General features: G+C 54.4%; 18 protein-coding genes and 1 tRNA gene. 10 read left to right on the top strand and 9 right to left on the bottom strand.

The window, feature by feature from the left end; genetic code table 11:
- Nucleotides 1–25: 25 nt before the first annotated feature.
- A complete protein-coding gene (locus JK208_RS09510) occupies nucleotides 26–994 on the bottom strand; it encodes an RluA family pseudouridine synthase (protein WP_211575838.1) in 969 nt (322 codons plus the stop codon).
- Here JK208_RS09510 and JK208_RS09515 point away from each other — a divergent pair.
- Both JK208_RS09515 and JK208_RS09520 read left to right on the top strand, forming a co-directional pair.
- Nucleotides 993–1,367 (top strand): hypothetical protein, encoded by a 375-nt coding sequence (locus tag JK208_RS09515; RefSeq protein WP_211575839.1) that lies wholly within the window; start codon nucleotides 993–995, stop codon nucleotides 1,365–1,367. The genes JK208_RS09510 and JK208_RS09515 overlap by 2 nt on opposite strands.
- A gap of 64 nt (nucleotides 1,368–1,431) precedes the next feature.
- Complete coding sequence (locus JK208_RS09520) at nucleotides 1,432–1,908, top strand: TspO/MBR family protein (RefSeq protein WP_211575840.1); 477 nt, start codon at nucleotides 1,432–1,434, stop codon at nucleotides 1,906–1,908.
- A 7-nt stretch (nucleotides 1,909–1,915) separates the two neighbouring features.
- Here the strand turns inward: JK208_RS09520 and JK208_RS09525 are convergent, their stop codons facing one another.
- Entirely contained in the window at nucleotides 1,916–2,215 is a 300-nt protein-coding gene (locus JK208_RS09525) for a helix-turn-helix transcriptional regulator (protein WP_099287029.1), read from the bottom strand.
- 96 nt (nucleotides 2,216–2,311) lie between these two features.
- On the opposite strand from JK208_RS09525, the gene JK208_RS09530 reads away from it, so the two are divergent.
- Nucleotides 2,312–3,397: an alkene reductase gene (locus tag JK208_RS09530; protein ID WP_099287030.1), complete on the top strand. Its 1,086-nt coding sequence runs from the start codon at nucleotides 2,312–2,314 to the stop codon at nucleotides 3,395–3,397.
- 45 nt (nucleotides 3,398–3,442) lie between these two features.
- Here JK208_RS09530 and rlmB read toward each other — a convergent pair whose 3' ends face one another.
- A complete protein-coding gene (gene rlmB, locus JK208_RS09535) occupies nucleotides 3,443–4,291 on the bottom strand; it encodes a 23S rRNA (guanosine(2251)-2'-O)-methyltransferase RlmB (RefSeq protein WP_211575841.1) in 849 nt (282 codons plus the stop codon).
- Nucleotides 4,292–4,359: 68 nt separating this feature from the next.
- Between rlmB and JK208_RS09540 the strand changes: the two genes are divergently transcribed.
- Nucleotides 4,360–4,445: transfer RNA gene (locus tag JK208_RS09540), tRNA-Tyr, on the top strand.
- A 770-nt stretch (nucleotides 4,446–5,215) separates the two neighbouring features.
- Nucleotides 5,216–6,418: a hypothetical protein gene (locus JK208_RS09545; RefSeq protein ID WP_211575843.1), complete on the top strand. Its 1,203-nt coding sequence runs from the start codon at nucleotides 5,216–5,218 to the stop codon at nucleotides 6,416–6,418.
- Nucleotides 6,419–6,624: 206 nt separating this feature from the next.
- Here JK208_RS09545 and JK208_RS09550 read toward each other — a convergent pair whose 3' ends face one another.
- The 3 genes from JK208_RS09550 to JK208_RS09560 all read right to left on the bottom strand — a co-directional run bounded on the left by JK208_RS09550 (nucleotide 6,625) and on the right by JK208_RS09560 (nucleotide 9,510).
- Entirely contained in the window at nucleotides 6,625–7,749 is a 1,125-nt protein-coding gene (locus JK208_RS09550; protein ID WP_211575845.1) for an SMP-30/gluconolactonase/LRE family protein, read from the bottom strand.
- Nucleotides 7,750–7,825: 76 nt separating this feature from the next.
- A complete protein-coding gene (locus JK208_RS09555; protein ID WP_349291978.1) occupies nucleotides 7,826–9,025 on the bottom strand; it encodes a DUF2075 domain-containing protein in 1,200 nt (399 codons plus the stop codon).
- A gap of 5 nt (nucleotides 9,026–9,030) precedes the next feature.
- On the bottom strand, nucleotides 9,031–9,510 hold the full coding sequence (locus tag JK208_RS09560) for a YbaK/EbsC family protein (RefSeq protein ID WP_211575846.1): 480 nt from the start codon (nucleotides 9,508–9,510) through the stop codon (nucleotides 9,031–9,033).
- Between the two features lie 323 nt (nucleotides 9,511–9,833).
- On the opposite strand from JK208_RS09560, the gene JK208_RS09565 reads away from it, so the two are divergent.
- Nucleotides 9,834–10,625 (top strand): triose-phosphate isomerase, encoded by a 792-nt coding sequence (locus JK208_RS09565; RefSeq protein WP_211575943.1) that lies wholly within the window; start codon nucleotides 9,834–9,836, stop codon nucleotides 10,623–10,625.
- Nucleotides 10,622–11,443 (top strand): DeoR/GlpR family DNA-binding transcription regulator, encoded by an 822-nt coding sequence (locus JK208_RS09570; RefSeq protein ID WP_249202070.1) that lies wholly within the window; start codon nucleotides 10,622–10,624, stop codon nucleotides 11,441–11,443. The genes JK208_RS09565 and JK208_RS09570 overlap by 4 nt, the downstream gene beginning before the upstream one ends.
- On the opposite strand, the gene JK208_RS09575 is transcribed toward JK208_RS09570, so the two are convergent.
- Both JK208_RS09575 and JK208_RS09580 read right to left on the bottom strand, forming a co-directional pair.
- Complete coding sequence (locus JK208_RS09575) at nucleotides 11,430–12,464, bottom strand: alpha-E domain-containing protein (RefSeq protein ID WP_249194292.1); 1,035 nt, start codon at nucleotides 12,462–12,464, stop codon at nucleotides 11,430–11,432. The two genes, JK208_RS09570 and JK208_RS09575, sit on opposite strands and share 14 nt — an antisense overlap.
- The gene (locus JK208_RS09580) at nucleotides 12,461–13,972 is read right to left on the bottom strand and encodes a circularly permuted type 2 ATP-grasp protein (RefSeq protein ID WP_211575848.1); all 1,512 of its coding nucleotides are present in this window, start codon (nucleotides 13,970–13,972) and stop codon (nucleotides 12,461–12,463) included. The genes JK208_RS09575 and JK208_RS09580 overlap by 4 nt, the downstream gene beginning before the upstream one ends.
- A gap of 299 nt (nucleotides 13,973–14,271) precedes the next feature.
- Here JK208_RS09580 and JK208_RS09585 point away from each other — a divergent pair, with 299 nt between their 5' ends.
- Both JK208_RS09585 and JK208_RS09590 read left to right on the top strand, forming a co-directional pair.
- On the top strand, nucleotides 14,272–15,150 hold the full coding sequence (locus JK208_RS09585; RefSeq protein WP_211575849.1) for a transglutaminase family protein: 879 nt from the start codon (nucleotides 14,272–14,274) through the stop codon (nucleotides 15,148–15,150).
- Nucleotides 15,137–16,213, top strand: a complete 1,077-nt coding sequence (locus JK208_RS09590; RefSeq protein WP_211575850.1) for a putative zinc-binding metallopeptidase — start codon at nucleotides 15,137–15,139, stop codon at nucleotides 16,211–16,213. The genes JK208_RS09585 and JK208_RS09590 overlap by 14 nt, the downstream gene beginning before the upstream one ends.
- Nucleotides 16,214–16,277: 64 nt before the next feature.
- Here the strand turns inward: JK208_RS09590 and JK208_RS09595 are convergent, their stop codons facing one another.
- Nucleotides 16,278–17,570 carry an NAD(P)/FAD-dependent oxidoreductase gene (locus tag JK208_RS09595; RefSeq protein WP_194262536.1) on the bottom strand — a complete coding sequence of 431 codons (1,293 nt, stop codon included), beginning with the start codon at nucleotides 17,568–17,570 and terminating at the stop codon, nucleotides 16,278–16,280.
- A gap of 443 nt (nucleotides 17,571–18,013) precedes the next feature.
- Between JK208_RS09595 and JK208_RS09600 the strand changes: the two genes are divergently transcribed.
- Entirely contained in the window at nucleotides 18,014–20,893 is a 2,880-nt protein-coding gene (locus JK208_RS09600; RefSeq protein ID WP_211575853.1) for an outer membrane beta-barrel protein, read from the top strand.
- Nucleotides 20,894–20,901 lie beyond the last annotated feature (8 nt).

Here is a 20,901-nt window from a genome sequence, read left to right on the forward strand (position 1 = left end):
AAAAAAGTCAATGGCCTTTTAAGGTTTAGCCGATCAGTCTCTTTTTCAAGGTCTGAAAATCTTCTGGAGGGGCGGTTTCGAACGAAAGCTGCTTTTTCGTCCTCGGATGGATAAATCCGAGTCGGGTTGCGTGAAGCGCCTGACGGGGAAAATCGAGTGCCGCTTCCTTCGCATCCTGCGACAGACCACGCGCCGCTGCGGGAATCCGCCGCAGGTAGACCGGATCGCCGAGCAGGGGGTGGCCTGCATTTGAAAGGTGAACACGGATCTGATGGGTGCGTCCAGTGGCAAGACGACATTCGATCAGGGAGACGGCAGCCTGATAGGGTTCGATCAGCTTAAAGCGTGTCAGGGCAACCTTGCCGCCGCTTCCGACAACAGCCATGCGTTTACGATCCCGCTTGTCCCGGCCGATATTACCGTCGAATTCGCCTTCCAGCGGCAGGAGCCCCCAAGCGAGGGCCAGATAGGCCCGGTCGATATCGCGGGCAGCGAAGGCTTCTGACAGGGCATTATGAACCATGGCCGTCTTGGCCACGACCATCAGGCCGGACGTGTCCTTGTCCAGACGATGCACGATACCGGGGCGCTTTTCCCCGCCGATTCCTTCGAAACCTTCTCCACAATGGCCGAGCAGGGCGTTGACCAGTGTGCCCGTCTCGTTTCCGGGAGCGGGATGGGTGACAAGCCCGGCCTGCTTGTCGAGCACGATCAGGTCGTCGTCCTCATACAGGATGTTCAGCGGGATCTGCTCAGCGATCGGACGGGCAGGGAGGGGCTCGGGGAATGTCAGCAGCAGTTCCATGCCGTCACGCAACGTTTCCGCCGGTTCGCAGACCGTCTTTCCGTTGACGGAAAAGCTGCCGCCTTCAATCAGGGCCTTGACCCGGGAGCGTGAAACCGTGCCGATGGCGTCCGCCAGCGCGCGGTCGGCCCTCTGGCCAGCCGTGGACGCATCGACAACAAGACGGAATGGGGAAACAGGATCAGACATGACACAGGGTGTAGCCGAGGAAATGGCGAACAGCGAGTCGCAGACACCAAAAGCGCTTCTGGCCGCTGTAATTTTGATGGGTGTGCTGATTATCGCGGCCGTTTTCGGATTGATCGGGGTGATTGCCTACCGCTTCCTGCATCCCCGCCCGAGCGTTACGGCAACCGTGCCGCTGGCCGAAGGGGGCTTCTCGCGTCTGGCTCTTCCGCTTGGTGCGGGCGAGCATATTACGGCGGTTACGGCGCGCCCTGACGGTCTGATGGCGGTGACACTGATCGGCGCCGGAAGCGATAGGGTGCTGCTATGGAACCCGGAGGCCGGAAAAATCGCTGCCGAACTGGATTTTGGAACTCCCGCACCGTCTGCACCCTGACCGGTCTGAACCTGCCGCTGTGTTTCCGCGTTAGGGCGGCAGGATTCAGAAAGGATCACGGATAATGGGACGTCTGATTGATGCGGCCTTGGCCGTCGGTACGGTTTTTGGAGTGCAGTACGCCTCGCGTGAAATCAGCCCGGCGGACGATCCGTCCACGCGCCGGTGGTACGACCGGCTGAACAAGCCGCATTTCAATCCGCCCGGTCCGGTTTACGGCGTTGTGTGGACGCTTCTGGACGGGCTTCTGGCTTGGTCGGGCTACCGGCTTCTGCGTGCTGAAAAATCCTGTTGTCGGACGGCATCGCTGATCCTGTGGGCGCTGTGCGTTGCCGGTGTGGCAGGCTTTCCGTTCTTCGTGTTCCGCAAACGGCAGCTTGGAACGGGTCTGGCCATCTGTGGCGGCCTGATCATGACGTCCGGAGCCTCGATCTGTGCGGCGCACAAGGTGGACTGCAAGGCAGCCTCAATGCAGGTTCCGTTTTTTGCATGGCTAATCTTCGCCACCTGCATTCACGAAGAAATCTGGCGTACGAACTAAATACGCCTCAGGCGGCGTTCAGAATGGCCGCCATAAGCCCGGGAAACCGGGCATCGAGTTCCTCGAGCCGTAGGGAATTACGGTGCTGAACGCCCTCGATCCGGGTTCTCAGGACGCCGCTCTCACGCAGGACCTGAAAATGGTGCGACATGCTGGATTTGGGCCGCGTTCCAATCAGTGTGGCGCAGTTGGCTTCCCCAACGCGTCCCAGATGTCGCACGATCTCCAGACGCGCAGGATCAGCCAGCGCACGCAGCACCGGAATCAGTTCGAATGTCGCGGAGTCAGGATGATCGTAGGCGGCCATGAGGTCTTATCCCTTTCCTGAAGTTTTATCGCAACACTTGCTTTGTTCGAGTTTTATCGAACAATATGGTGATCAGTCCATTGAAGGAGAAACAGGATGCCAACGCTGTTCGATTCGATTGATTTCGGTCCCATTCATGCGAAGAACCGGATTCTGATGTCCCCTCTGACGCGTGCGCGCGCCGACAGGAATGCCGTTCCGACTCCGATCATGGCGGAATATTACGCCCAGCGCAGCAGCGCTGGATTGATTATCAGTGAAGCCACAGGCATTTCCCGCGAAGGTTTGGGCTGGCCGTTTGCTCCCGGCATCTGGTCGGATGAACAGGTGGAAGCCTGGAAGCCGATTGTCGCCGCGGTTCATGCCAAGGGCGGCAAGATTGTCTGCCAGCTCTGGCACATGGGACGGATGGTCCATTCTTCCGTCACTGGTACGCAGCCCGTTTCGTCTTCGGCCACGACGGCTCCGAACGAAGTTCATACCTATGAAGGCAAAAAGCCTTACGAACAGGCGCGTGCAATCGACGCCGCTGACATCAGCCGTATCCTGAACGATTACGAGAACGCGGCGCGCAACGCCATCCGTGCGGGTTTTGATGGTGTGCAGATCCACGCGGCCAATGGATATCTTATCGATGAATTTCTGCGGGATGGGACGAATCTTCGCACCGATGAGTATGGCGGTTCGCCGGAAAACCGTATCCGCTTCCTGCGTGAAGTGACCGAGCGCGTGATTGGCGCGATCGGTGCGGAACGCACAGGCGTCCGCCTGTCCCCGAATGGTGATACGCAGGGCTGCATCGATAGCGCGCCGGAAACGGTTTTCGTGCCGGCCGCCAAGCTGCTTCAGGATCTGGGCGTGGCTTGGCTCGAACTGCGCGAACCCGGTCCGGACGGCACTTTCGGCAAGACCGATCAGCCCAAACTGTCCCCGCAGATCCGTAAGGTCTTTACCCGGCCGCTGGTTCTCAATCAGGATTATACCTTTGAGATGGCGCAGGAAGCACTGGCAGAAGGGCACGCCGATGCGATTGCCTTTGGCCGGAAGTTCATCTCGAACCCCGACCTGCCGGAGCGTTTCGAGCGCGGCATCGCCCTTGAGCCTGACAATATGAAGACTTGGTACAGTCAGGGGCCGGAGGGATATATCGACTACCCGTCCGCGACCTCAGGTCCCAACTGAGCTTTGAGGCAGTCCGGGAGCTGTTGGTTGCTCCCGGATTTCCAGTCAGACGGGCCGCACGAGTTCGTAAAGCGCGACGGCTGCAGCATTAGAGACGTTCAGGCTCTCCATGTCGCCAGGCATGTAAACGCTGGCGATCTCGTCGCAGGTTTCGCGCGTCAGGCGGCGCAATCCAGCCCCTTCGGCTCCCAGAACCAGCGCCACACGACGTCCCACGAAACCCTTTCCATCCAGCCGTGTACCCCCGGCATCCAGACCGACAACCCAGAAATTCTCGGCCTGTAGCGCCTGAAGGGCGCGGGAGAGATTGACCTCACGCAGAATGGGAACGAGGTCGAGCGCGCCTGAGGCTGCCTTTGCCATAGCACCGCTTTCTTGCGGGGCATTGCGATCCTGCACCAGAAGCGCTGCCGCTCCGAACGCCGCAGCTGATCTGAGAATAGCGCCAATATTACGTGGGTCCGTCACCTGATCCAGCACCAGAACCGGGCCGGTGCGCTCGACGATATCGAGAATGGCGAGTGTTTCCAGAGGCTCAACACGCAGGCAAACACCCTGATGCACGGCATCGCGCTCACAGAGTTTGTCGAGGCGCTCACGGTCCACAATCTGCGGCTTGTGCGGTGCGCCTTCGAAAGACGCCGCAGCTTCGCGCGTCGCCAGAAAATCATGGATCACACGCTCAGGATTGGCGAGCGCCGCCTGCACGGCATGGTGCCCATAAATCCAGTAGCCGGAACCGGAGTTGCCAGCATGACCGCGACCGGAACGGCCATTACGCCTGCCAGAGCGCTCATCGGAGGAGCGGGACGGCTGGTTAGCGTGCGCGGAGGGAGGGGAGGCGCGATCCGTAGAACGGTCGGGAGCGGAGCGGGAGGGAGATCTTCTGGCCATAAAAATCATATAATCGACAACAGGCGATTGACATAGCCGCCAATCCGCCATATCTCAACCGCCGACCCGGAGAGGTGCCCGAGTGGCTAAAGGGGGCGGACTGTAAATCCGCTGGCGTACGCCTACGTTGGTTCGAATCCAACTCTCTCCACCAGGTCACCAAAATCTAATAAATCAAATAATCATAACTTCGTGCCGGTAGCAGCCAGCTGCCAGTTCGTTGTTCTCTTGTCAGCGGTTCTCCCATCATAACGATGTGCATCGTGTGGCGCGCACAAGAGAAGTGATTTGAGCGGCAAAGATTTCCTCTTCCCAGAAATGTCGAGCGGGAGTTGCAAGAGGCGACAAACCGTTGCTTGGGAGCATAGTATCTTGGTTTCGAGAGGTATTTCGCTCAGCGTATGAACCAGTAGCAAGGATATTGCTCCTGGACTTTCATCAAACGGACGGATCGTTTTAGCGTCAGCGCCGGGTCTGACTGGGCTGGACTGCTTCAGATCACTATTTTTTCAATCCGAACCGGAGGCAAAGGAATCATATACTATACCTAGAATAGGAAGATTTCCCCAAGAATCCGCATTGTATATAAGGTAGATTCAGCTAGAATAGGCGCAGAAATTGTAGAAATTATATAGTATATATTTATGATATTCAGGTAAATATTTTCATTATATTCGAATATATGGCGATTAATATATTATATATTAATATATAATATAATACTAATATTTATTCTATATTTACATAGTAGTATTTTTTTATTTGGAATTTACGAAATCGATTGTGAGATTGATTTTTGAGGAACTCAAATCCCTCAGCGTCGTTCACAACGGTATAGTATTATATAAAAAAAACAAAATAAAAAAATATAAGTAATTATATTTTTTGGAGAATGCTATGGTCTTCTGTAATGAATTTATTTCGATGAATTTCTCAAAGGCGCAGGAAATTCCAACAAAAAAAAATATAAAAAACACAATTATTGTAACTATAAGTGGTATTGGGCATGAAGATGAATCAGAAAAATATATCTTGCTAGAAGATAGTTTTTTAGATTTTAACGTTTTAGGAATAACAAATAAAAAAAGAGATTTCTTCATAAATGATTCTACTGAAAATGCTCTTGATTTTCTAAGAAATTTTCTAAAAGCTTTTTCTAAAGTAGTAATAATAAGCCATTCTATGGGAGGATTTTTTGCATTTTATATATCTAGCTACATAAAGGTAGATTTATGCATTGTTTGTAGTCCATATTTATCTCTTTCAGAAAAGGAAATGAATTTAAATGATAGTGAAGAGTTTATTTTATTTGACAAAATAAATAAAAGCTACATAGAAAATTACTGCCTTAATAATATTAAGGTATCATCCCTTTCACCAAAAGATCAGGATAAATTTATAGTTATACTTGATTTATCAATAAAAGATGATAATAAGACATTTTACTTAATTAACAAATTTCTTAATAAAATTAACGTTGTTGTTCTTCCGGGTTTGGGGCACTTATCATTATATTGCCTTGAAAAAAGAAAAATTCTTAGTTCTGTGATTAGAGATAAATTAAATGAATCCTATTCATTGCCGACTAAAAATATATTAGAACATATTCTTAATTCTTATCTCGAATTTCCTCTTTCCCGAGAGGAAAAGATTTGCGTTAAAAATCAAATATATTTTAATAACCCAGATCAATATGGAGGATACTACTATTTCGTTTATGATTATCTTCCAAATGAAGAAAGCTCGGAGTTATTTATTATTATTAACAAACACGGTTATATAATGAGTTTTTATTCGTCGATAGCGGGCTCCTTTTGGTCAGAGTTTCCATTCGAAGATAATAGATTTTCTCCTATTATCGTAGATGGCCAAAAAAAAACATGTTTTTGCTTCTATAATTCCAGTCTTATTGAAATGGATTATAATAAAATTAGTATAGAGACAAATAAAATTGAGAAATTTTATCGAAAAATTCCTTTTTCAAGAGATTTTTTTGAAATATATTTTAATAATTTCAAGTTTGATGATAAAATTGAAATTTATTCTGCAATAGATATAAACAAAAAAAACAAAAAAAACAAATTCGCCTTTGTTTTAAATAAAATAACGCGATTTTTCAGAAGATAATAATAAATATTTACTATAAATTTCTATTATTATAGATGTATCGTATATCATAAAAAAGATAGAATATATTATTCAGGTTTTCGAGATAGTTTGAACACAGGAAACGGTAAATGCCGGAGCGAGAAGTGTCTGTCCCGGGATTCCCGTATTAATATGATCAGAAAATGCGCCGGAGAGTTTTCGAGTGATCTCCGGCGGTACTGTCTTCAGTCCAGCGGTGCGATTTTCACGACAATATATGGCATGACTTCGAGGTCTTTGCCGTTATGAAAAACCGGCAGACGTGCCCATTGTCCGACCGTGCCGTACAGAGCGCCATTGGCGTAAGTCAGACCATCGGGTTCGGTCAGGCGCGGATCATGTGCCACCACGGAAACCTGACCATCCGGCCGGTGGCGTAGGATGGCATGGCGTTCATCATCCGTGATGTAGAGCGAGCCGTCCGGGCCAGTTGCCATACCATCGCCCACTCCCGTTTCGCCTTCATCTTTCACGGCCTTTTCCAGATCGGCTTCGCTGGTGTTCGGATCAGACAGAACAGCGGTTGGCGCAGAATAGAGGCGGCGGCTGCTCTGCGGCTGCCAGTAGAGCGTCTGTTGGTCTGGGCTGAGAGCAATCCCGTTTACGCCACCCTGAGGGATCGTGGCATGCGCCGGATCGTAGCGTCCTGCCACGCCGTCCATTACGGCAACAAAGCCCTGAACCGGCATGACGGAGACCGTGTCCGCCAGAATGCGACGCTGATGTCCCGTGGCCAGATCAACGACGATCAGTGCAGGATGCACGTCGACGGACGTGTCGGTAATGAAAGCGGTTCCCGCCTTGCCATGAGTCAGGTCGATGCGGACGTCATTGACGTGGCTGTCCGGCAGAAGGGCTGGGGCGCTGAGGGGAATGACCTGCGCGATTTTTCCGCTTGTCGGATCAATCCGGAAGAGCTTCTGCGCGCCTGCTATTGTTCCCGTGCCAGCGACCATGCCTTCATCCAGAACCCAGAGCTGTCCGTTGGCATCAACGGTCATACCGAGTGGCGAGACGAACTGTTCCTGTGAGGCTGCATCGGGGAAGGGGGACAGCTTACCTTTCGCATACAGCCCCAGTTTCGGGCCGGAATGGTCGTGCGCGCTCCGAGGGAAGCCGAGCACCATGCGTCCATCAGGCAGAACGGCAATGCCGGAAGGTTGAGCGTTGGAAAAGCGTCCGATGATCTGCACATTGCCGGACGGAAGTGTGCCTTTGTCGACGGTTTCGGCGGCGAGGAGGGGAGAGGCGGTAGTAAGTGCTGCAATGCCGACGCTGAAAGCGAAGGTTAGAAATGTCTGACGAGCCATGGCTGAGATCTCCTTTACCGATAAAGGAACAGAATGGCTCAGGCCTGACAACCCACGCCCACGTGAGTGCAGAAGATCAGCGTTTCAGCAGGCGCGCGCGCAGGGCAGGGTCGTGGGCATATAGAAACAGCCCATGAATCCCACGCGTGAGGATGACGTTCAGGGCATTGAGAATAACGCGCTTTTTTGCCTCTTCGGGTGCAGCGATTCCATCCCGCCCCTGAAAGGCCGCGCTATCTTCGTACCTTTCCGGCCTTACGCCGATCCGGTCATGTTCCGCATCATAAAACAGAGACGGTCCGAGAATGACCCCGGCATAATTCAGGTCGAACCCCTGGATCGTATAGACGGACCCGACCTCGTTGATCGTATCCGGGCTCTCGGCCCAAGGGAGTTTTTCGCTCGGCAGGGAACGATCCCATCGTAAATGGAAGTCGCCTTCGGTGATGAAGTGGTCTTCACCATTGAGCGTGTATGGGTAGTCATAAGTCGAGAGCAGACGACAGAGGCCGTATTTCGCATTGTAGTCACGCAGATCTGAATACAGTTTTGCGCAGTCGTCATAGATCCGCAGATCGAAGCGCGGATCTTTTGGCCGGGACAGGATCTTACCTTGCCCTAAAGCGTCGATCCACGAACATGTGGCGGTACTGGCCGCGACACGGAACTGGGTTTTAAGATGGAAAGTCTCTGAAGGACGGTCTTTGCGGAAGCTCTCGAGAAGATCACTGGACCAGTGGCTTTTGAATTTCAGAACCTGCAACGGATCGAACACGACCACCACGATCCGCGCCCATCGCACGATCTCTTCCAGATGGTTCTGCTGGGAAAAATGATTGTACCGGTCCGGACGGGTCAGCAGCAGATGCGCCTCGTCCACCAGAATGATATCCGCGCGGTGTCCGGTCTTTGCGGATCTATTGATGAAGGTTGTGGGGCGTTCGTAATCGCTCTTGCGCAGGTTGGGCATGGTGGTCGCGATGTTGCGATAGAGCTTGAGCATTTCCGGGTGATTGACGATCAGCATGTTCCGCAGACCCTTCAGCGGGTCGGCGGGTGAACCATTTCGTGCCCGGGTCTGGAGCGTGTTGAAGATTGCGTTCAGGACGACGCTTTTTCCTGTGCCTGCCGCGCCTTCAATAATGAAAAGGGCGCTGTCGTCCTGTCGGTGGCATTCGCAGAATGAAACCACGCGCTGCAACAGATCCGTCTGCGGCCCGGACAACGCACGCTCTGGGGAGAGCTTGCCTGTGGCGGCATTCCCGGAAACGCTCACGACATTCAGTCCGCCGCGATATCGGCGACTGTGGCATCCGTGGCCTGCTGGGCGTCGGCGGGTGTGATCCGCACGACCAGCCCCTGACGACCCGCATTGATATAAACATGCGTGCGCGGCATAGCGTCCTGCGACAGGACAACCGGGATTGGGGTTTTCGATCCGAACGGGCTTGTGCCGCCAGACTCGAAGCCTGTCAGCTCATGCGCCTTTTCAGGGCTCATCATGCGGGCATTCCGCCCGTCGAACAAAGCTGCCACCTTCTTCAGATTCATGCGCTGATGCGCAGGGGCGACGACACAGACGGCCTGTTTCTTATCCACTTCGACAACCAGCGTCTTGAGCACATCTTCCGGCGCCACGCCGATGGCTTCTGCCGCCTGCATCCCGATCAGACCGCCATTGGGGGCATACTCATAATCATGAACGCTGAAAGGAATGTTCCGGGCCGTCAGAAAGGCGGTTGCGGCTGTTTCTCGGGTCATGTCCGTGCTCCGTCTCCAGAAGCAGGCCGTCATACGCCGAATGGCTGAAATCCAGCGAAAATCAGCGGGGATCGCCCCGGGCAGGACCTGCAATATCGTGTTGTCTGTATGGGCGTGCAGGGGCCGGTTGGCAACATAAGAGACGTCGGAAAGATGCTGATCGCTTTATTCCGAACTGTCGCTGAGTTGCGGGATGTATCGTTATTCATGAGACGCATGACATTTTCTCTGTTACTGTTTAACGCTAAAGAAAATTCTGGCCGGTTTGGGGTCAGGAGAATCGTCGTGACGATCCAGCGGGTCGGAAAGCTGTCGGGAGAGGCATCGTGAATCAGAAAAGCATCTGGGTCGGGACGAACTGGAAAATGAACAAGGGGCCGGCCGAAGCCATCGCGGATGCCCGCGCCCTGGCGTTTTTTCGTCCTCCTGAGGGCGTCCAGTGTTTTCTGGCCCCACCCGCCACGTCGCTGCGGGATGTGGGAGCAGTCCTTCAGGACAGCCCTCTGATGGTCGGCGCGCAGAATATGTACTGGGAGGACAATGGGGCGTGGACGGGTGAAATTTCCGCTCCCATGATCGCCGAATGCGGCGCGTCCATTGTCGTGCTGGGGCATTCGGAGCGTCGGCAGCATTTCGGGGAAACGGACTGGACGGTCAATTTGAAGGTCCGCGCAGCGCTTCGGCATGGCCTGCGCTCTCTGATCTGTATTGGGGATACGCTCGACGAATATGAGTTCGGTGTTTCACAGGAGACTCTGGCGCGGCAGACAAAAATTGCGCTGCATGGGGTTTCTCAGGAAGACCTTGAACGTGTTCTGGTAGTTTATGAGCCCGTCTGGGCCATAGGGGCGGCGGGTCGTCCGGCCGAACCGGCTTTCGTCTCCCAGATCCATACGACGCTGCGTGGTGTTGTGCAGGGGATTGCGGGGCAGGGCAGTTCCGTTCGGATTCCGTTGCTTTATGGCGGTAGCGTTTCGCGGGGCAATATTCGCGACTATGTGGCCCTGCCCGACGTGGACGGCGTGCTGATCGGCCGGGCAGGCTGGGATCCAGCGGATTTCATGGATCTGGTCGAGAGCGTGCGTGATGTGGTCTCTCCGAAGGTTCCTGCATGATGAATGCCCTGCTTACGGAAGGGCAGGCACTGTCTGGCCGCCGACGCGGGATCCTTGATTATGTCACCGAACATGGCGTGGTGCCGGTCGCTGACCTGCTGAAACGCTTCTCGCTTAGTCGGGCTTCGATCAACCGGGATCTTCTGGTGCTCTGTGCGCAGGGGTTGGTACGGCGGATCGGAACGGACATCACGACGCTTCCGAACATCGGCGCATCGGCAAGTGTGATATATCGCAGGGTGCAGGCCGTTGCTGAAAAACGGGCGATTGCGACCTTGGCTGCCTCCATGGTGAGCCAAGGCGACACCGTGGCGCTGGATGATTCCACAACCTCAGGGGCGATGGCGGACAGGCTGTGCGAAATCGCCCAGTTGACGGTCGTGACGAACAGTCTGGGCCTCGTCAGCCGTCTGGGGCCTTGCGAAACGGTCGGGCTGATCGGTCTGGGAGGACGTTATAGCCCGACGTTCGATGCCTTCGTGGGAAGGATCTGCGAGCAGGCTGTGATGTCCATGCGGATCAACATGGCATTCGTGTCGGCAGCCGCAATATCCGGCGTGACGGCCTATCATCAGGTCGAGGACATCATTCAGGCCAAGCGGGCCCTGATGGGCGTGGCGGATTGCCGCGTTCTTCTGGCAGACAGCCGGAAATTCGATACTGTGGCCATGAACCGGCTGGCGCTCCTGTCCGAATTCGACGTCGTGATTACGGATGACGGGATCGATCCTGTCTGCGCCGGGCAGCTTCTGGACGCGGGCATATCGCTGAGGATCGCCAATGTCCCGCGCCCCGCTCCCGGACTTACTGCGGACTGACAGTCGTCTGTCGCGTTATGACCGGGGCGATTGGCCAGAATGTGACGGAAACTTCCGCCTGCAAGGCCCCTAGTTCGTCCTGAATATAAGTCATGTATTCGTGCAATCCGCGGGAAATGATCTCCTCGGCGGTCTGGTCTTCGAGCGTGGCCCTCAGATTGATGATGCGTTCCTGTAGCGGTCCGCACTGGTGGCGGAGATTGTAGTGTGTGGACAGGGCGTTGAGCGTGCTCTCCACCTGCCGCAGATTGAGCATCAGAGAACGCGGAAATCCTTCGTTTTTCAGCAGAAACCCCACGACATTGGCCGGTGTGGTCGTCACGGGTTGGAGGCGGCGGAAGGCATGATAGGCCGCAGCCGAACGCAGGACGGACCCCCACTGCGTCAGGTCCATTTGAGAGCCCGAAATTTCGCCACCCGGAAGCAGTGTATGGTAGCGGATGTCGATCAGACGGGTGATCTGGTCGGAACGCTCTAAATATTTCCCCAGCAGATAGAACAGCCACGCCTGATCGCGATACAAAGTGCCTTCGGTAACGCCGAAATGTGTCTGACAGTCCTGTTTGATGCGGTTGCACAGCCCGGACAGGCCGTTGCGACGGATGTCGGGCGTAGACAGTTCCATCATGCTTTGTGTGAAAATATTGAGCTGCATCCACATTTCGGTGGAGATCAGCGGACGGGCCGAACGGGCATTTTCCCGAACCATATGCGCCATGGCGCGGATGGATGTCGGGTTCGAGCTTTCCGTGATGTAGAAGGCGAGGATATTTTCTTCCGTCGCGGGCAACGCATAAAGGGCGGCGTAGCGCTCTTCATCAGAATTGATCTGAAGAATGGAATCCCATCCCGGACTGCCGTCGGGATTGCGGACGAAGGCTTCCGTCACTTCCAGAATACGGGCGAGATTCTCGATCCGCTCCATATAACGGGCGAGCCACATCATGCTCTCGCCATAGCGCGACAGCAGCGTGTTGAGATTGGCGAGCATGGCGGGAAAGCGTGTGCCGGTCTGTGTCATCGGGCCATCACCCAGGTGTCTTTCGAGCCGCCGCCCTGTGAGGAATTGACGACCAGCGAGCCTTTGCGAAGGGCCACGCGGGACAGGCCACCGGGGAGGACCCATGTGTTTTTCCCGGTCAGGGCGAAAGGTCGCAGGTCCACATGCCGGGCCTCCACACCGCTGGGACAAAGCGTGGGAGAGACCGAGAGGTCGATGACCGGCTGGCTGATGTAATTGGACGGATCTTCGAGCAGCTTGGCGCGGAATTCGTCTAGTTCGGTCTGCGTGGCCTGCGAACCTATCAACAGGCCATAACCACCGGACTCGCCGACGGGTTTGATGACCAGCTTGTCCATATTGGCCAGCGTATAGGCCAGCCCCTCCGGCTCGGCGCAGATATGGGTCTGGACGCTGTCGAGGATCGGGTCTTCGCCAAGATAATAGCGGATGAGGCGGGGCATATAGGCGTATACGGCCTTGTCGTCCGCAACGCCCGTTCCCAGAGCGTTCGCCAGCGTGACGTTACCCCGGCGATAGGCTTCCACGAGGCCGGGTACGCCGAGCATGCTGTCCGGATTGAAAGCCAGAGGGTCCAGATATTCGTCGTTGAGGCGGCGATAGATGGCATGAACGGGTCGCAACCCCGCGACGGTCCGCATATAGACGCGATGGTTCTCCACGATCAGATCGCGGCCTTCGACAAGGGGCACGCCCATCTCGCGCGCCAGAAAAACGTGCTCGAAATAGGCGGAGTTGTAGATGCCGGGCGAGAACAGCACGACCTGCGGATCGGTCACACCCTCGGGCGCGACCTCGCAGAGGGTCTGGTGCAGCTTGAGCCCATATTCCTCAACTGAGCGCAGAGGCATGCCCGAGGCAAGATCCGGCATCAGGCGCAGCATCATGTGGCGGTTTTCGATGACGTACGAGACGCCCGACGGCGTGCGCGCATTGTCTTCAAGCACCATGAAGCGGCCGCTGCTGTCGCGGATCAGGTCGGTCCCGTTGATATGGACATAGACGTCACCGGGGACGCGGACGCCGACCATGGCTTCGCAGTAATTGGGGTTGCCGAGGACCAAACTGGCAGGGATGATTCCATCCCGCAGAACATGACGCTCATGATAGATGTCCCGCAGGAACAGGTTAAGCGCTTTGACGCGCTGCTGCACGCCGCGGTCAATATGATCCCATTCCGGGGCCGTGAGAACGCGCGGGATCATGTCGAAGGGGAGGATGCGGTCGATCGCTTCACGGTCGGAATAGACGGTGAAGGTGATGCCCAGCCGGTAGAGCTGCGTCTCGGCCGTGCTGGTGCGGTGGCGCAGTTCCGAAAGATCAAAACCGGCCAGACGGTCTCGCACGGTCCTGAGTGCGGGGGGTATGTCATCTGTCCGGCGCATGAGTTCGCAGAAAAAATCCGGTGTGTCATAGGCGGCGAAAATACCTGCCGCGGCCTTTGCCGGAGCCAGTGCGGAAAGGCTGGTCGCGGAGGGATCGGGAGACTGCAAAACCGGCTTGTTCATTCTCTGCCTCACACCCTGTTTTCCCCGACCCCGTTTGCTGAAGGAAAGCCCGATCAGCCGTGCCGGTTCGTTACGATATTTTATTAACGGAGCAAGATTTCGACGCTTTGCCAAGCGTGAAATTTGGCGTTTGGACAGATCGTGGGAAGTGTGGCGGAAATTGTTGCGGTTCCCGACAAGACTGATAGGGTAATGGTTTGAACGGCCATCAGACCCGGTGGTTGCTGGAGCGGGATGGCCCGAAAATCCTGTGTCTGGAACGCATTTCTGAAACTGATTGTCCTCAGGGCCTGCCGAGCATGAATTCCCGCGTCGTACTGCGTCACCATACCCGATACCAGTATGATCGACCTGTCTTTCTGGGCCGTCAGACCGTGCGTCTGTGTCCGGTGCCGCGTGTGGCCTCTGTCATCCGGAATTATGCGCTCGACATAGCGCCGGACACTGCGGATGTGCTCTGGCGGCACGATGCGTACGGCAACCGCGTGGCGGAAGTCCGGGTTCCGGAGCGCGTGACGGCGTTTGATGTTTCGGTCAGTATGGAAGTTGATCTGGGTAGCCAGCCGGGTGAGGCAGGAGAAGCAGAAACACCGGTCTGTGCCGCCTACCGAGATGTCGATACGGCTGGGGCGCAGGTGTCCCGTTTCGTTGAAGCCTGGCGGGTCGTGGGTGAGCAGAGGGTTCCGTCCGTGGTGGCGGATCTCAACCGGGCTGTGGCGGAGCGTCTGACCTATCAGCGCAGATTTGAACCGGGCGTGTGGACGCCTGAAGAGACGTTGCAACGAGAAAGCGGCTCATGTCGTGACAGCGCCTGGCTTCTGGTAACGATCCTGCGGCATCTTGGGTTTTCGGCACGGTTTGTATCCGGCTACCTGATCCAGCCGGATGACGTCACTGGCCTGAGCTGTGACCTGCATGCCTGGGCTGAAGCGTGGATTCCGGAAGGTGGTTGGGTTGGTTTTGATACGACGTCCGGTCTGATGGTGGCGCAGCATCACATTCCGCTGGCGGTCGCCGGGCGTCCCGAGGAAACCGCGCCCATTTCAGGACTGCTGGACCGGTGCAAGGCCACGTTTGAAGTCACGATGCGTGCGACACCGCTTCCCGTCGGGAACATTGCTCCGGAACTGGCCATGATCGGGGAAGGCGGTGTAATGCATTCCCATGAAGCTCTTTGAGTGCCAGTCTTGCGGACAGATTCTCTTTTTTGAAAACACGGTTTGCGAGCACTGCCGCCACCCCGTCGGGTACCTGCCGGAACAGTCTCTGCTGACTGCGCTGGACCCGGCTGGGGAGCGGCTGTGGCACCCGCTTGAGCCCTCGGCCCGGCACGAGAGTCTGCGCTACTGCTCCAATCATGATCATGACGTCTGCAACTGGCTGACCGAACCTGACCCGCAGAGTGACAGATCGTTCTGCTTTGCCTGTCGCTTCAACCGTACGATTCCGAGCCTTGATATTCCCGGAAATCTGGAGCGCTGGCGCAAGATCGAGGTGGCCAAGCACCGGCTTTTCTACACGCTTCTGCGACTCAGACTGCCCATTCGGGATCGACGTCAGGACCCGGAGAACGGGCTGGTGTTCGACTTCCTCGACGATGCGTTGGACGGATCGGCCCCCGTCATGACGGGGCATTCCAACGGCGTCATTACCATCGCCATGCGCGAAGCCGACGATGCAACACGGGAGCGGATGCGTGTTGAGATGGGAGAATATTACCGCACACTTCTGGGGCATTTCCGGCACGAAATCGGGCATTATTACTGGAACCTGCTGGTGCGCGACGCTGGGCGCCTGGAGGAGTGCCGCGCTGTTTTCGGTGATGATCGCGCGGATTATCAGCAGGCGCTTCAGGTCTATTATGACAGCCCCCCGCCGCCCAAATGGCAGGACAATCATGTCAGCGTCTACGCGACATCTCATCCCTGGGAGGATTTTGCAGAAACCTGGGCGCATTACCTGCACATCGTCTCAACGCTCGAAACCGCCTGTGCTTTCGGGGTAAGCGTCAATCCGCGTCTTGAGGGGATCGGCCATGCTTCCGGGCGAACACTCGAAGATCCGTATACGCAGGCATCTTTCGAAGACATCATGCAGGCTTGGTTGCCACTGACCTACGCCGTGAACAGTCTGAACCGCTCCATGGGGCTGGCAGATTTTTACCCGTTTGTGCTGACGGCAGGTGTCATGCACAAACTCGCTTTCATTCATCGCCTGATCCGCGAAAGTCAGAACGTCTAAATTCAGGGAAAACTTTACGGAACGTTTGCGCACGTCCTGATGTAACGGGGCCTGTGACGTCCTGTCAGTCCAGTCGGACGGAAGGACGCACAAAGGTTTCCACCCAGTCCGAGTAACAGGACATCAGACCGCGATAATAGCCAAAGAGTTCCATCTGATGCTGGCGATACAGCATCAGATGCGCCAGCCGCGCCGAAAAACCATGCGAGATTCCTCCGCCCCAGACGGTGCCCCCCGGGAGGGCGGCCCAGCCATTATATTTTCCGAGCGCCACAATCGCGCCTTTGTTATGGAAGACGCAGCCCGGGACTTTCCGGCCATGTTCGATCCATGCGGGAAGATATCGGGCCAGATGTTTGGCCTGTTGCCCCGCGACCTGAGCCGTGGCGGGCAGGGGATCGTCCTGAATGAAAGAGCAGTCCCCCAGCGCGAAAATACGTTCATCGTCAATGGAAGAGAGGTTCGGATTGACGAGAATCTGGCCTGTCCGGTTGATCGTCAGCCCGCCATAGGCAGTAGTGACTTCGGGGGCTTTGACGCCTGCCGCCCAGACACGCAGCTTGGCAGGAACGTAAGATCCATCTTTCAGAATGAAGCCATGGGCGTCCGCTCCCGCAACGCGGGCATTGGTCTGAACGGTCACGCCGATATGTTCGAGTTCCTTCTGGGCAGCCGCAGAAACGGATTCCGGAAAAGCGGGGAGGATACGCGGGCCTGACTGAAGAAGCGTGACATGCAGCTTGGGCGGTGCCTTACCGAAAGCGTGCAGATTATACGGGCCTACGATTTCCAGCGCCTTGTGCAGCTCTGCGGCAAGTTGAACACCCGTCGCACCGCCGCCGACAATCGCGATGTCCAGTTCGGACGTATTGGCGAATGCGCGAAGCAGTTCCATACGGAATTTCTCGTTGAAAGCATTGGCTTCCACGAGATTATCGATGGACATGCAGTATTCTTTAACGCCGGGCGTGCCGAAATCATTGGCGCAACTGCCGATCGCAATGACGATCGTGTCATATTTCATACGGCGGCTTTCCAGAACGACGGTGCCGTCTGCTTCCAGAAGCGGGCTGAGGATCACTTCCCGGTTTTCGCGGTCAATGGACGCAACTTCGCCCGGCCAGAATTCGAAATGATGACCGCTGGCCTGTGAGATGAAATTTACTTTGTCATTCTCGTTGCTGAGCGTGCCCGAGGCAAAGCAGTGCAACATTGGCTTCCAGACATGGGAAAAGCTCTTGTCGATCAGCGTGATGCGCGCTTTTCCGGGTTTCCCCATCGATTTTCCGAGGCGCGTTGCGAGAGACAGGCCGGCGACACCACCTCCGACAATCAGGATTTCAGGTCGAGACAGCATCGGTTTTCAGGCCTCCGTTGAGGGGACGGGCATCAGAAAAAGATACACGGGAGAAAGCTGTTTACGCCTCGCCACGGCAGTAAACAGTGAGGTTCGGAAGAGACTATTATGAGCATTCCGGATATGACGAAAATCATATTCAGGTGACTGTAATAAAGTTCGGTGAGTTCTTTCCTGTTTCGTAAAAACTCAAATAAGCGTGATAAATTTTTACAAAATATACTGAAAAGATTTTTTTAGATGTTGCTTCCCTCCGATAAGAAAAGAGGTGTTTTCAGTAGTCTAAAACCAGAAAATATCGTGATCTGAGTTAAAATTGATAGAAAATGTCATTATAAAACGTTAAATGAAACAAAACATTAACAAGAGAAATAATCAGAAACCAGTAAATGTCCCGCGCAGCGAGAGCAGATCTCTGTCTTTTCCAGTCCAGGGTTTTACGAATGTCTTTCTCAAGTCGGTCTTTCGCGTTGGCGCTTTCCGCGTCCGTTCCATGTCTTGCGCCTGTTTTTGCTTTTGCCCAAGATTCCCAGAACGTTTTTTCTCTTCCTGCGCAGTCTCTCACATCTGCTTTGACGGCTTTCAGTCGACAGACCGGGGTTCATGTCGCGTTTGATGCCAATGCGGCAAACAGTCTGCGTTCTGCTCCCCTTTATGGGAAAATGGATAATCTGAAGGCACTTCGCAGGCTTCTTGGTAAGAATGCTTTCAAAATTGACGCATCAAATCCCAAAAACATCACGCTGCATGCGAGACCTGCCAGAAAATCCACCGGCACTGAAGCTGATATGGTGGACAACCTGACAGTGAGGGGAAGCCGCCACGAATTACGGACCAAGCGTAATTTTGCGGGTGTCGTTGATTCGATCACTTATGATGACACGTCCAATCTGGGTGGAGCGACGTCCATGGCTCAGCTGCTGACGCAGCTTCCGGGGGTCACGGGGATACGTAATGGCGACGAACCCCGTTATATCAGCGTGCGTGGTGTGTCGTCGGATCTTAACCAGACGACACTGGACGGTATGACGCTCGCAAGTATCAGTGACGGCGGTAGCATCCGCCGACGCGTCAATATGCAGAACATACCGGCCGAAATGACCGGTGAAGACGATATTTACAAGACTTTTACAGCCGAACAGGATGGGGGTGCCATTGGTGCGGTCATTAACATGAACCCCCGCAGCGCCTTCGACCATGATGGACTTTATAAATATATCAATGCTTACGGCATTTACGGCACCGAAAAAGGATCGGCAGGCGCCAACAGGATCCCCGGTATGTCGCCACATCTGGGACAGGGTGCCAAAGCTGTGTTCTCGGACCGGTTCGGTGCACACAAGGAATTCGGCATCATGACCTCGTTCCGGTACCAGAGGCGGACCCGGAACACGACCAAGAAGTGGCAGGAAGACAGCTACAATTATTATAATGCCAAGGGCAAAATTCTAAGTCCGAATGATCCCAGTACGCCGGGCTGGAATGGCATGACCGCTCCTCGCTATGTCGATGGCGGGAGCTATTCCAACGATTTGAACTCTCTGGGTGGTGCCGCGCGTCTTGAATGGCATCCCGAAAATAGCGGATTTAATGCATCCGTTATGGGATATTCCTACGAAAGATGGGAAAATTCCTTCATGGAGCACAACGAATACCTGCTCGACGATACAGCGATCTGGAACCAGACCCCCACGTCCGGCCGTGAATACATCTATCGCGCCCGGACGATCGGCCGGAAAGATAACTGGCGGATGAATACCAATGGTGTTTTGGGGAATTTGAGCTGGCACGACAATATTTCGACGCTGAAATTGCGCGCTGGCTATACATGGGAAGACTATTACAATCACGAGCCCTATGTGACTGCGAGAGTCTACCCCAAAGAAAATGCAAAAGGCGCTGTTTACGCCGATTATACTATAAATAAAGATAATGTCGCCAATCTTGTCGATATTATCGATATGAACAAACTCCTCAACAGCGGTTATGCTTTCCAGACAGTTCAGCAGGAATATGACCGTGATCATGAAGGGGTTACGAATGTTCGCTTGGATTACACACGTAATTTGAATCCGGATTTTCACGGGTTTGGATTTGCAAGCGGTTTTGAATGGCGCAGTCTGAACGCCACCAATTCGTCAGATCAGCTTTGGTACAAGCCGGGCGGAAATGCGGCATCCAGCATGTTCATCCCGAATATGCAGAACCCGAACGGGCCATTCTTCGATCTGACGAATTTCCCGTGGGACAAGCAGACCCCTGATCCCGCCAAATCCAAAAATTACACGGAACTGGCGTATTTCCGTTATCAGGAACAACTCTTTGATGGGTATGTTTCGCTGCATTATAAGTGGCGGAAGTCACAGATTATCGCCGGTGTCCGTGCTGACTCGGTGAACTTCAATGCGTTTATTCCAGGCACCGATAGTTCATCGAATCCGACAGGGAAAATCGAGAAAAACCGGGGTGGTTACATCAACCCCCTTCCTTCCGTGACATTCGTTCATGAATTTCCCAAAAATCTGATACTGCATGCCGTCTATAGCCAGTCGGTAGGCCGCCCTCAGCCGACGGACCTCGCGCAGGCTGCACAATATAGCTGTGGTGACTCCCAGAATACGCTGCCCGGAGACATTAACTGTTCGCTGTCACGAGGTAATCCTAATCTGATGCCACGTAAGGCTCAGAATTTCGATATTTCTCTTGATAAATTCTTCAATCGCGGAAAAGGTGTCTTCAGCGTCGCTTATTTCGACAAGATGATCAAACATGACATCTATACCACCCGATCAACCGAATTGATCAATGATGAACTGACCTATGTCACGCAGCCGCGCAATGCCAATAACTCATCACTGATGGGGGTCGAGGTTTCTGTTGTTGATCGCAGCATTCAAGGCCCATGGAGGCAGTCCTTCGACATCAATGCCAGTGGAACCTGGATGCGCGGTCGGATGACCTATCAAGGTGTCAACGTCTCATACAAGCTGAAGCAACTGACCGAGCAGCCGTCCTATGTCTTTAACGGGAGCGTGACATGGCACATCCCGCAGATCCGTGGTGCAGTCAAAGCAGCCTTTTCATATTCTGCGAAATATCTTGAAGGTCTCAATGACGACCCGACCCAGATGTATGGTTACGGCTCCCAACCCAGTCTGGATCTTGGAGCCTGGAACGATATTACCGATAATCTTCGCCTGAAATACGAAGTCTATAATCTGGCGGGTTCGCATACGCGGATGTATTACGGAGAGCACCTCAATCGCCTGGAAGCGAAAGAAGATTACGGCCGCAGTATTTATTTTGAACTGGTTTATAACTGACGTTTCGG

Origin of the sequence: Gluconobacter sp. Dm-74 (genome assembly GCF_018256135.1) — a bacterium.
GTDB lineage: Bacteria > Pseudomonadota > Alphaproteobacteria > Acetobacterales > Acetobacteraceae > Gluconobacter > Gluconobacter cadivus.

What these genes read in the sequence shown, in the direction of transcription:
- JK208_RS09515 (WP_211575839.1), top strand. Translation starts at nt 993, where the DNA reads ATGACACAGGGTGTAGCCGAGGAAATGGCGAACAGCGAGTCGCAGACA.
- JK208_RS09575 (WP_249194292.1), bottom strand. Translation starts at nt 12,464, where the DNA reads ATGACACAGACCGGCACACGCTTTCCCGCCATGCTCGCCAATCTCAAC.
- JK208_RS09570 (WP_249202070.1), top strand. Translation starts at nt 10,622, where the DNA reads ATGATGAATGCCCTGCTTACGGAAGGGCAGGCACTGTCTGGCCGCCGA.
- JK208_RS09560 (WP_211575846.1), bottom strand. Translation starts at nt 9,510, where the DNA reads ATGACCCGAGAAACAGCCGCAACCGCCTTTCTGACGGCCCGGAACATT.
- JK208_RS09510 (WP_211575838.1), bottom strand. Translation starts at nt 994, where the DNA reads ATGTCTGATCCTGTTTCCCCATTCCGTCTTGTTGTCGATGCGTCCACG.
- JK208_RS09520 (WP_211575840.1), top strand. Translation starts at nt 1,432, where the DNA reads ATGGGACGTCTGATTGATGCGGCCTTGGCCGTCGGTACGGTTTTTGGA.
- JK208_RS09545 (WP_211575843.1), top strand. Translation starts at nt 5,216, where the DNA reads ATGAATTTCTCAAAGGCGCAGGAAATTCCAACAAAAAAAAATATAAAA.
- JK208_RS09550 (WP_211575845.1), bottom strand. Translation starts at nt 7,749, where the DNA reads ATGGCTCGTCAGACATTTCTAACCTTCGCTTTCAGCGTCGGCATTGCA.
- JK208_RS09580 (WP_211575848.1), bottom strand. Translation starts at nt 13,972, where the DNA reads ATGAACAAGCCGGTTTTGCAGTCTCCCGATCCCTCCGCGACCAGCCTT.
- rlmB (WP_211575841.1), bottom strand. Translation starts at nt 4,291, where the DNA reads ATGGCCAGAAGATCTCCCTCCCGCTCCGCTCCCGACCGTTCTACGGAT.
- JK208_RS09530 (WP_099287030.1), top strand. Translation starts at nt 2,312, where the DNA reads ATGCCAACGCTGTTCGATTCGATTGATTTCGGTCCCATTCATGCGAAG.
- JK208_RS09600 (WP_211575853.1), top strand. Translation starts at nt 18,014, where the DNA reads ATGTCTTTCTCAAGTCGGTCTTTCGCGTTGGCGCTTTCCGCGTCCGTT.
- JK208_RS09525 (WP_099287029.1), bottom strand. Translation starts at nt 2,215, where the DNA reads ATGGCCGCCTACGATCATCCTGACTCCGCGACATTCGAACTGATTCCG.
- JK208_RS09590 (WP_211575850.1), top strand. Translation starts at nt 15,137, where the DNA reads ATGAAGCTCTTTGAGTGCCAGTCTTGCGGACAGATTCTCTTTTTTGAA.
- JK208_RS09585 (WP_211575849.1), top strand. Translation starts at nt 14,272, where the DNA reads ATGAATTCCCGCGTCGTACTGCGTCACCATACCCGATACCAGTATGAT.
- JK208_RS09595 (WP_194262536.1), bottom strand. Translation starts at nt 17,570, where the DNA reads ATGCTGTCTCGACCTGAAATCCTGATTGTCGGAGGTGGTGTCGCCGGC.